Source organism: Paenibacillus caui, from assembly GCF_019904135.1.
GTDB classification, from domain to species: Bacteria; Bacillota; Bacilli; order Paenibacillales; family Paenibacillaceae; genus Fontibacillus; species Fontibacillus caui.
On record NZ_JAIOGQ010000058.1, the window covers coordinates 1 to 10617 of the forward strand.

Genomic DNA, 10617 nt, shown 5'->3' on the forward strand with positions numbered 1-10617 from the left:
TCTGGGCCGTGTCTCAGTCCCAGTGTGGCCGTTCACCCTCTCAGGTCGGCTACGCATCGTCGCCTAGGTAGGCCGTTACCCTACCTACTAGCTAATGCGCCGCAGGCCCATCCGTAAGTGACAGATTACTCCGTCTTTCCCAAGCCCCTCATGCGAGGAACTTGCGTATCCGGTATTAGCTACCGTTTCCGGTAGTTATCCCAGTCTTACGGGCAGGTTGCCTACGTGTTACTCACCCGTCCGCCGCTAACTTTCAGGAGAGCAAGCTCTCCATCAAGTCCGCTCGACTTGCATGTATTAGGCACGCCGCCAGCGTTCGTCCTGAGCCAGGATCAAACTCTCCAATAAGGATGAATAAATCATTCGTGAATATAGCGAAGGATTTTTCATCCAAAGATGGAAGGATCCGCTCACCCAAGGGGAGTGGTATTCCATCTAATAAAGAGCGATTAGCTCATTTTGAATCTGACGAGATTGGATGAAACTCAAATGAACATTCAAGCCATCCTAAATTCTCTTAAATCCGGATTTTACATCCGTAAAATCCTCTCACTCGTTGTTCAGTTTTCAAAGATCAAACTGTCTTTCGTGCATCACCGCATCTCAGCGGCGACTTTTATAATATATCACATCGCCTTCTAAACAGTCAAGCACTTTTTTTTCAAAAGTTATTGATTTAATCTCTTAAACTTGTTCAAAAAGCCCGTGCCTTTTTAGCGGCGAGATTTAATTTAACACAAGCGTTATCGCTGAGTCAACTGTTATTTTAAATTTTTTTTCCGACTTACCGATAAAACACCGTTTAAGCCCAGTATAGAATCCCCTGTCCGGAAGCTTCTTTTAGTTTGCTTGCTGTGGTTTGTTTCACAAGGGAGCGATAAACAAGCATTCTAAGCACCAGCGGCAGCTCTTCCTTCAACTCATGAAGCTCTCCCTTATGCATCAGTTCCTGCAGACTCCAGGGTTCTTTACGGCTCCGCAGTATGTGAAGCAGCGGCAGACAGCAATCAGACATCATGGACGTAGCCGAGAACTCGAATGCCAGCAGAGCCAATTCCAGCCGTTGTTCCAACGTTTCCGCGCTGCTGCTCATTTCTTCATATAACTTATAAGCCGGTGTATTAAGAGAATGGAGCTGTTCCCATATGCCATCCTCCGAACGCATTCCCCTGTCAAGAACCTCCAGATGCCCCAAATGCTGAAGCGCGCGAATGACGGCCGTATAACCGTCCAAAAAAAGCCGGCTTTGGTGCAGCCGCTTCGCCTCAAGATAATGCTTCAGAAACTTCGCGAACTCTTTGAATTTTCTCTTAGCCCGAACCGATTGTTCGAAATCAACAATTTGCCCTCTCAATTGCTTCAGTTCCTCCCGCTGATCCCAAATAATATCTCCTTCTAAAAAACATTTCAGTATGTCGCTGTTTTCGCCCAAAACAATCCAACGCCGCAAGTCGCTGCTGGTAATATATATAATCTGATAACGAACCAGCCCGTTTTCGAAATGCTCTACTCTCGGGCTTTCGTCTGTTTGTCTGCAAACCACCAGAATTAAAAACTCAAAGTCATGCATCAATGTTTCGTGAAAGCCATCTGCAGTTTGGCGGTATCCGATCGCTCCAAAAGCGCACCGGTCCATCTCCTCATCATTTACAAACAATGATTTCACAGTTCCCTCCATACAATACGGCGTGACTTCCCACTTTCGCACTTACTTTAAAATTCTACAATTGATGTTAGTTTCCTGCTTCCTTCTGCAACCATTTCTTTCTGCTTCTTATATTCTTCTTTATAAAACTAAAGCAAAAAAAGCCCCCTCCCCGGTTAGCAAAAATCATTTGCTTTTACCCGGTAAGGGAGCACTTGTAATTTAGAAAAAATGATTGCTATTCATTGACCTGACTCAGCACATTCCACGCTTCATTTGAGGCAAAGCTTCGGTTCCAGGAAGCAATGCCGCCGAGCCGCAGACGTTTGACGAGTTCCACGCGCTGCTGCAGCGACTCTGTATCCTCCAGCCATATTTTTTTGACGACGCCGGCTTCTTTATATTCCACATAATTCTGCCTCGTATCTGCAGAAAGCACCGGTTTTAGGGAAAATTGTTCAATGATGCGCTGCGCCGTGCTCATTCCAATAGCTTTGGAGGTGACTTTAGTTTCACCTTTTACAGTTTCTTCGCTCCACACCCGGGTATAGAGCGGGACGCCCAAAATGAGCTTGGACGGAGGAACGTGATCTTCAGCCAGAATTTTGTTAACGACAGCTTCAGTCCAGGGCAGAGAAGCCACGGAACCGGCAACCGGGCTCGCCGCCCAATGCTCGTCATAAGCCATGACAAACATAAAATCGACGATTTCACTTAAAGATCTGCGGTCCAGAAATTTAGACCACATTTCGCTATTCGATTTGGGCGTCACATCGATCGAAACAATCAGACCCTGCTCTCTGGCCAGCGGCCTTAGCTCTCTCATAAATTGGGTGATACTCAGGCCGTCTTTCGTATGCACATTTTCAAAATCGATATTGATGCCGTCCAATTGGTATTGCTTCGCGTACTCCAGCAGCTCGTTGATCGACTGAAGCCGGCTCTCCAAACCCGCAAAGGCTTTGGCCGTCAAATCCGCGTTAAAACTGTTGGTGTAAAGGCCCCATACCTGTATTCCCAAGCTGTGGGCCCGTTTCACATAAGCAGCATCCGCTTTGCTCTTCACATTCCCGTCGGCATTTGCGAGCTGGAACCATGTAGGGCTTACGACATTGGCACCCGGAAGGTTGTCAATAACCGAAGGGTCGGCCGGTCTCCGATAAACCGCCTCCCAGGTTAAATTAATCCGCTTGCCTTCCCATGCCTGAACGGCTGGTATGGCTTTGATTTCCCGCTTTGGAATCATAGTTTTGTCCGCCGTCTTAACCGACTTCGCGCGTATGAATCCGGCATAACCGCTGTCCGTTTGGGCATAATACCAATTGCCTGCGGTATTTAAAATCCGTAAATGGGCACCCGGCGGTACGTCCGCCAGAATGGGCGCATGGATGGAATCACTTTGTCTGAGGGGTGTGGTGCTCCCCTTCTTGTCCGGTTTGACGGCGGCATTCTGAATACTTTCGCCCGGCAGGAATACCCTAACCGCTCCGGAAGCCCTATCTTCTGCAATATGTACGCCATAGATCTGTTCCAGCAGGTCAGCAGGTACGTAAACAATCCCTTCTTTCTTAGAAGGGGCCACCGTCAGCTGAAGCTTCCGACGATTCATCTGCCCTGCAGTCTGGCCGACCTTGACGTGAACCAGCTTATCGGGTGTTGTAAAAATAACGGAACCTGAATCGGATTCATAACGAGCGGTCTCATCAAGCTCCTTCTGAACGACCGGCAAGGGTAAACTCAGCGTGGAACCGCTTCCTGTCGCGGAATAGGCAGCGGCTTCACTCCCGAAAAATATCGGTTTGCTTAGGTTTTTCCAGACCGGATCGATATGTGAACCATTCGGCATAAAAATACGATACGCAATAAAAGCGGACAACGCGAAAATCAGCAGCAAAGCAAACTTGCGGAGCGGACGCTTGTTCCGTCTTCTCCTTCTATTTGTACGGGTCATTTCTGTCTTTTAAACCTCCGATTATTTCCGGTTCAAAAAAGAAAAGACGTGAAGAACTCCAAAGAGGGGAATTCCGCACGTCCTTCTTCAAGCCTGGAGCTTATGATTCATTCAGGCATTCCTCGCAAATGCCGTACAGTTCCAGCCGATGTCCGAATACTTTGAAGCCGGTGGCCCGTTCTGCGGCATGCTCGATATCCTTGAGAGAAGGATGAATAAAGTCCTTAATCTTGCCGCATTGCTGGCAAACCACATGATAATGGTCCGATACATCCGCATCAAAACGGCTTGAACTGTCACCATACGTCAGCTCGCGTACCATTTTTGCTTCAATAAAGACTTTGAGATTGTTATAAACAGTCGCAACACTCAGGTTAGGAAACTTTGGCGCAAGCGCGCGATATATTTCGTCAGCCGTGGGATGTTCCATCGACTCCATCAGATAAGCGAGAATTGCATGTCGCTGCGGCGTGATGCGGACTCCGTTGATTTTCAGTTGATCCAAGGCATGCTGCACCTTCGTCGACATCATGTCCACCGCCTTTAGATTTTTTTTACAAAAGTATCTTCAATTTTATTGTACGTTTACCGTAAAACGTTTGTCAATAAAACGGCTTTGATAAGAGGGATCTGGAATCTCATTCTTTTGCAGGCTCGGGATCCATGGGATGGGCGCTCGATTTGTTGATAATCACGTTGCTGTTTCCGTCGAGCTTGATCTGATGCTCCCCTGTACCCCACTCTCCCTTGAGGGTCTTATTCTCGACCGGAAAAGGCAAGTTCGTTTCGATTCCGCCATAACCACTGGAGCCTTCCAGTTTATAATCGGCAAACTGCGGAAGCGTGATATTGAGCTCCCCTACGGCGCTGTACACATTCCAATCGCCGCCAACGATATTCGATTTGACTACAATCTGGCCATTCAGCGATTCTGCCGACAGTTTTTTGAGCGCTTCATATACTGCAATATCTCCGTTTTTCGTATTCACTGCAATATTTCCGGTAGCACCCTCGACGCTGATATCGCCGACAAGCGTAGACAGCTTGGTGTTCCCGCCGATCGTTGAAGCAACCATGCTGCCTCCCTTTGTATCCGCATCAACATTGCCGCGAATGTTGGCAACGTGCATGTCACCGTTGAGCGTCTTGGCGGAAATATCGCCGAAAATATCCTTCAGCACAACCTTTCCGTTCCCCGTCTTCAGCGATATTTTTTCGGAAGCTATATTTTTCACCAGGACATCGCCGTTCGCTGTCGTCACATCAAGGATAAAATTCCGGTTAAACGGAATGGTAATATACAGATTCATACGCGGATGCCTTCTTCCCGAGCTTCCATAGCTGGTATCCTTAACCGAAATGCCGATGGTCTCTCCGTCCGAAACCGCGATGTTTGTTCCTTCCGCAATCTTCTCGGCTTCATCACTGGCCACTTCGTCCACGTACACCTTGGACTGGACCTGGACTTCAAAGACCGGGCCTTTGGCAATCGTAATATTGCCATTGATTCCGTCAACGGACAGCTTGGTGCTCCCCGATTTTACCGGAATAAGAAGCGGACGCTTGATGACGGAGTATCCTTGTTCCTCGCTGAAATCCATTCCGGCTGCTGTCAAATCGAGGCTGACTCTTTTCCAAAGATGCAAATAGTGATCCTGCTCCGTGATTGCAAAAATCGAAGCCGCCGCCAGCACGGCAAGCACCATTCCCTTAGTATCGAGGCGCAAGCTCCGGCCCGGAACCGTACGCCCTCTTCTCAGCAGCAGCAGAATCATATATTCGAGTCCCAGCATAATAAGCAGCACAGGCCACCATTTCAGGAAAAGAAGCATATAGTCCCCGTTCATGATATGGTCCAGTACGAGCACTGCGCCGACAATCAGCGTAAACAGCGCTGCTGTGAATCTCCCGGTACGCTTATGCTTCCGTCTGAGTTCTCCCACGAACATAAACAGACCTGCCGCTATGAATGAAGCTGCAATCGTATATGCGCCATACTGCTGAATCCATGCCCCAAGCCACGGCGGCTGCTGGCGGAGAACAACAAGAACAATCCCTCCGCCCACCAGCATGGCTCCAAGTCCAATTCCTCTCCATATATCACGCTTGCCCACACTTTGGGCACGGGCCCTTCCTCCAAGTCTGCGGGCATTCATCGAATCTGTCGATTGCAATACGTCGTAGACGCTGTAAAAATAGACGACGGGAATCAGCAGCGCTAGTAAAATCAATAGCGGAACGTTGATCTGCATGCGTACGGACGAGAAATAGATCAGCGCTGCCCCGTCAATCAAAATAAAATAGATTAGGGCAATACCTTTACCGAACAATTTCAAATAAAGATGTCCGAGTCCCGGAAATAAGGCGGTTAACAGGACTGATATCACCTTGAGTTTACGTCTTCTCGGCCGATATCCTCCGGACTTCCTGACGCTTATTTCTCCATTCACACGGTGATTCGCGCCATCGGAGGGAGTGCGGTCTGCTGCCATTGTCTATCAACTCCTCTACCCCTGGCCTTTCGTTTATATGTTCATCATACCCGATTTCCGGGCTCGGCGTAACTTGGGATTGGCTGGCACGGCCGGACTTTCCTGATCCTTTCCTATACCAAAATATGCAGGAAGCCTCCTTCGATCCTGCAGCAGGATTCGAAAGAGGCTTAAATTCATGGTGTAACGGAAAATAGAACCCGCGAGGTCCCGCAGTCGTTCGCGGTTATCCCTTGAGTGCTTCGACAAGCAGTTTATTGACAATGCCGGGATTGGCTTTGCCTTTACTGCGTTTCATCACTTGTCCGACCAGGAAGCCGATGGCTTTGTCTTTACCGGCTTTGTAGTCCTCGACGGATGCCGGATTATCGGCGATCACTTCGTTCACAATTGCCAAAATGGCTCCCTCATCGCTAATTTGGACCAGACCCTGCTCTTCTACGATTTGCTGCGGCAGCTTGCCGCTCTGCAGCATTTCCTTAAAGACCGTCTTGGCAATCTTGGAGCTGATCGTACCTTTGTCGAGCAAGCCGATCATCTCTCCAAGCCCTTCCCCGGTAAGCTTCACCTGGGACAATTCAAGGTTATTGCTGTTCAGATACCCGAGCAAATCCCCCATGATCCAGTTCGAAACCGCTTTGGCGTTCGAGGTATGTTCAAGACTGCTCTCGAGCAGATCCGCCAGCGCTTTGGAAGCCGTAATGACGCTTGCATCATAGTCAGGCAGCCCGAGTTCGGAAGTGTAGCGGGCCTTGCGGGCGTCGGGCAGCTCCGGAATGGAAGCGCGAATCCGGTCCTTCCAAGCCTGATCGATGTGCAGCGTAACCAAATCCGGATCCGGGAAGTAGCGGTAATCATGCGCCTCTTCCTTGCTGCGCATCGAAAAGGTCTTGCCTTGCGCATCGTCCCAGCGGCGGGTCTCCTGCACCACTTGCCCGCCCTCGTCCAAAATCTCGGCCTGGCGAAGCTGCTCGTACTCCAGGCCGCGCTGTACGCCGCGGAACGAGTTCATGTTCTTCAGCTCCGCCTTCGTGCCGAACTCTTTCTGTCCGTGCGGCCGGAGGCTGATGTTGGCGTCGCAGCGCAGCGAGCCTTCTTCCATTTTCACATCGGAAACGTCGCAGTACTGCATGATCGCGCGCAGCTTTTCCAGATAGGCTCTTGCTTCCTCCGGCGAAGAAATGTCCGGTTCGGACACAATTTCCACCAGCGGGGTGCCGACACGGTTAAAGTCGACCAGCGAAGCGTAGCCGCCGTCCACATGCGTCAGCTTGCCCGCGTCTTCTTCCAAATGCAGTCTGGTGATGCCGATCCGCTTGGTCACGCCGTCCACTTCAATGTCGATATAGCCGTTTAGGCCGATCGGCTGATCATACTGCGAAATTTGATAGGCTTTCGGTGAATCGGGGTAAAAATAATTTTTACGGTCGAATTTGCTGACATCGCCGATTTCGCAGTTGAGCGCCATCGCCGCTTTCATCGCATAATCAACCGCCTGGCGGTTCAGCACGGGCAGAACCCCGGGATGCCCCAGACATACCGGACAGGTATGGGTGTTCGGGGGAGCGCCGAATTCAGTGGAGCAGCCGCAGAAAATTTTGGATTTCGTATGCAGCTCCACATGCACCTCCAGCCCGATCACCGTTTCATATTTGGATGTTGACATAATAATCCTCCTGAAAGATAGGCTTTGAGATGGTTCAGGCCGTCCCTCACGCACGTCTGAACCCTTATGGAATCCTATGGAGCTATTAAAGCGACGGACGCCGCTTATGGTACTCCGTATGAACTTCAAAGGCATGGGCAGCGCGGAGTACGGTGCTTTCGTCAAAAGCTTTGCCGATAATCTGCAGTCCTACCGGAAGACCGTCCGCCATACCGCACGGCACGCTGATCGCAGGAACGCCCGCCAGACTGACCGGAATTGTCAAAATATCGTTCAGGTACATCGTCAGCGGATCGTCTACCTGGGAGCCGAGCGGGAATGCCGCTGTCGGCGCTGTCGGGCCGATAATCACGTCATATTTCTCAAAGGCGCGGTCGAAATCCTGTTTGATCAGGGTGCGCACCTTTTGCGCTTTCAAATAATACGCGTCATAATAACCGGAGCTGAGCGCGTACGTGCCAAGCATGATCCGGCGCTTCACTTCGGGTCCGAAGCCCTGGCTGCGCGACTCGTGATACAGCTCAAGCAGGTTGCTGCTGTCTGCGCGAACGCCGTATCTTACGCCGTCAAATCTCGACAGATTGGACGAGGCTTCGGACGAAGCCAGCAAATAATAAGCGGCCACGGCATATTCGGTATGCGGCAGGGAGATTTCCTCCCATACGGCGCCGAGGCTTTCGAACACTTTCAGCGATTCCAGGACAGCCTCCTTAAGCTGTGAATCCAGACCTTCCAAATATTGCTTCGGAACCCCGATCCGAAGACCTTTGACATCGCCGGTCAAAGCGCTCAAATAGTCAGGTATGCTTACGTTTGCCGAAGTGGAGTCTTTAGGATCGTGGCCGGCGATGGCCTGCAGCACATAAGCCGAATCTTCGACATTTTTGGTAATCGGGCCGATTTGGTCCAGCGAGGACGCAAAGGCTACAAGGCCATAACGGGACACAAGGCCGTACGTAGGCTTGAGCCCGACGACGCCGCAATAAGAAGCCGGCTGACGGATGGAGCCGCCCGTGTCGGAGCCAAGGGCAAAATAGGCTTCGCCTGCAGCGACTGCCGCCGCCGATCCGCCGCTGCTTCCGCCCGGAACCCGGGTCAAATCCCAAGGATTGCGGGTCGCATAGAAGCTGGAGTTCTCGTTGGAACCGCCCATTGCAAATTCATCCATGTTCAGCTTGCCGATCGTCACGGCATCAGCCGCTTTCAGCTTCGACACCACGGTTGCGTCATAGATCGGATCGTAATTTTTCAAAAACTGGCTGGCGCAGGTCGTCCGCAATCCTTCGGTCACCATGTTGTCCTTGATTCCCGCAGGCAGGCCGAACAGCAGTCCTCTCGCCTCTCCGGCGGCCAGTTTGGCGTCCAGTTCCGCAGCCTTCGCCCTTGCGCCCTCTTCATCCAGCGTCAAATAAGCCTTCACACGCTCTTCACGCTCCGCGATTTTGGCGAACGCCTCCCCCACCAAATCGGCAACAGACACCTCCTTATCGTGAAGCCTGTTATGCAACTCCTGTAAACGCAAATCAAAAAGCGTCAATTCCGTTTCCTCCTTCTGCAAACTGTACTGTTATTCCAAGATGGCAGGCACCTTAAATTGCCCGTCTTCCTCTTCCGGGGCATTGCGGAATACCTTCTCCTCAGGCAGACTTTCCTGGACGACATCCTCCCGCATGACATTGCTTAAATGAAGCACATGCGTTGTCGGTTCGACATTTTCCGTATCCAGTTCGTTCAATTTTTCGACATATTGTAAAATAGCGTTCAGCTGCTCCGTGAACATCTCTTTCTCTTCTTCGCTCAAATTCAAACGGGCCAGCTTGGCCACGTGTTCGACATCTTTTGCCTGAATTGACATGTGGGCCGTTCCCCTTTCATGATTTCCCTGGTCAGGGTGTAATAAATCCATTCTATCATGACCATAAGACTGTTTAAAATTATATTGCAGAAAATATCACAATTCAATCCGTTAACGCGAAGCAATATAAAAGAGCGCCCGGAAGACGCTCCTGATTGTACTTATAATCGTATTTCTAATAAATTCCTTGGCGTAATACTTATGAAAAACCTGAGGCAAGCCTCAGGTTCTTTATCCTGAAACCCATACGTTTGTGCGTGGGGGAGGGAATGGGTATGGGGTTCCACCCGCTGCCCAAGTCCTGTTCTTATGAAACTTGCTATATGGTTAGAACATGACTCTAAAGGCGGGCCGCTCCGCTCTCCTTACCAAAAACACAAAAAGGCCGGAATAAGACCGGCCTCCTCCTAAATCCAGGCTCGCAGATTCACCTGCTTGATAAATTCGGCCTGGGACATTGCTTCCTGTGTTGGTTCCCCTTGTGCTTCCGGATGATCGGCATCACCATTCATAATTTGATAGAACAGCTTCTCATTATGTGTGGCCAGAGCAAAATCCAGCAGCGCTTCACGCTCTACCCGCTCCGCCTCTTGCTTAATCAACTGATCCTCGGATTGTATATCGCTCGCTGGAACAAAATAATTCCGGCCCGCCATAGGGCAACGGACGACATAATCAAAAGCGTTATCCGGGTTACGGTCATAAGCAATAATGTAGCCGTATTCCCCAACAGGAAGATTCTGCTCAAAAGCATCATCGACGATTACAATTTTCTCTCCCAAACGAAGCATCGTCTACCTCCCTGATTATGACTTGTTATTGATTAATTTATATCCTACTAAAAATCACTAACCCGGGTCAAGGAAGGACGCCTATCATTTTTGAGACTCCCACGACTAAAGTCGCAAGCCCTACACCTTACGGTGTGACGGGTGGGATTCTTGAATGACTAAACGTTCGCAGTCCATTTCTGTTTTGAACAGCCTTCAAGATGAGGGCATCTCATCG

8 protein-coding genes and 1 rRNA gene are annotated in these 10617 nt (G+C 50.2%); all 9 read right to left on the reverse strand.

What is annotated here, in order from left to right:
• Positions 1-348 (reverse strand): 16S ribosomal RNA (locus tag K7397_RS20720); the annotation flags it as partial.
• Positions 349-802: 454 nt separating this feature from the next.
• A complete protein-coding gene (locus K7397_RS20725; RefSeq protein WP_223070481.1) occupies positions 803-1666 on the reverse strand; it encodes a nucleotidyltransferase-like protein in 864 nt (287 codons plus the stop codon).
• 217 nt (positions 1667-1883) lie between these two features.
• Entirely contained in the window at positions 1884-3596 is a 1713-nt protein-coding gene (locus tag K7397_RS20730) for a glycosyl hydrolase family 18 protein (protein WP_223070482.1), read from the reverse strand.
• A 100-nt stretch (positions 3597-3696) separates the two neighbouring features.
• Positions 3697-4125 (reverse strand): Fur family transcriptional regulator, encoded by a 429-nt coding sequence (locus K7397_RS20735; protein WP_273545664.1) that lies wholly within the window; start codon positions 4123-4125, stop codon positions 3697-3699.
• 109 nt (positions 4126-4234) lie between these two features.
• On the reverse strand, positions 4235-6088 hold the full coding sequence (locus K7397_RS20740) for a DUF4097 family beta strand repeat-containing protein (RefSeq protein ID WP_223070484.1): 1854 nt from the start codon (positions 6086-6088) through the stop codon (positions 4235-4237).
• A gap of 226 nt (positions 6089-6314) precedes the next feature.
• Positions 6315-7754, reverse strand: a complete 1440-nt coding sequence (gatB, locus tag K7397_RS20745; protein ID WP_223070485.1) for an Asp-tRNA(Asn)/Glu-tRNA(Gln) amidotransferase subunit GatB — start codon at positions 7752-7754, stop codon at positions 6315-6317.
• Positions 7755-7839: 85 nt separating this feature from the next.
• A complete protein-coding gene (gene gatA / locus K7397_RS20750; protein WP_223070486.1) occupies positions 7840-9291 on the reverse strand; it encodes an Asp-tRNA(Asn)/Glu-tRNA(Gln) amidotransferase subunit GatA in 1452 nt (483 codons plus the stop codon).
• A gap of 30 nt (positions 9292-9321) precedes the next feature.
• On the reverse strand, positions 9322-9609 hold the full coding sequence (gatC, locus tag K7397_RS20755) for an Asp-tRNA(Asn)/Glu-tRNA(Gln) amidotransferase subunit GatC (RefSeq protein WP_223070487.1): 288 nt from the start codon (positions 9607-9609) through the stop codon (positions 9322-9324).
• Positions 9610-10016: 407 nt separating this feature from the next.
• Positions 10017-10400: an ATPase gene (locus tag K7397_RS20760; RefSeq protein WP_223070488.1), complete on the reverse strand. Its 384-nt coding sequence runs from the start codon at positions 10398-10400 to the stop codon at positions 10017-10019.
• Between the last annotated feature and the right edge of the window lie 217 nt (positions 10401-10617).

Bases quoted from the DNA above. Each gene is read 5' to 3' on its own strand.
- K7397_RS20760 (WP_223070488.1), bottom strand. From the start codon at position 10,400: ATGCTTCGTTTGGGAGAGAAAATTGTAATCGTCGATGATGCTTTTGAG.
- gatC (WP_223070487.1), bottom strand. From the start codon at position 9,609: ATGTCAATTCAGGCAAAAGATGTCGAACACGTGGCCAAGCTGGCCCGT.
- K7397_RS20735 (WP_273545664.1), bottom strand. From the start codon at position 4,125: ATGTCGACGAAGGTGCAGCATGCCTTGGATCAACTGAAAATCAACGGA.
- K7397_RS20740 (WP_223070484.1), bottom strand. From the start codon at position 6,088: ATGGCAGCAGACCGCACTCCCTCCGATGGCGCGAATCACCGTGTGAAT.
- gatB (WP_223070485.1), bottom strand. From the start codon at position 7,754: ATGTCAACATCCAAATATGAAACGGTGATCGGGCTGGAGGTGCATGTG.
- K7397_RS20730 (WP_223070482.1), bottom strand. From the start codon at position 3,596: ATGACCCGTACAAATAGAAGGAGAAGACGGAACAAGCGTCCGCTCCGC.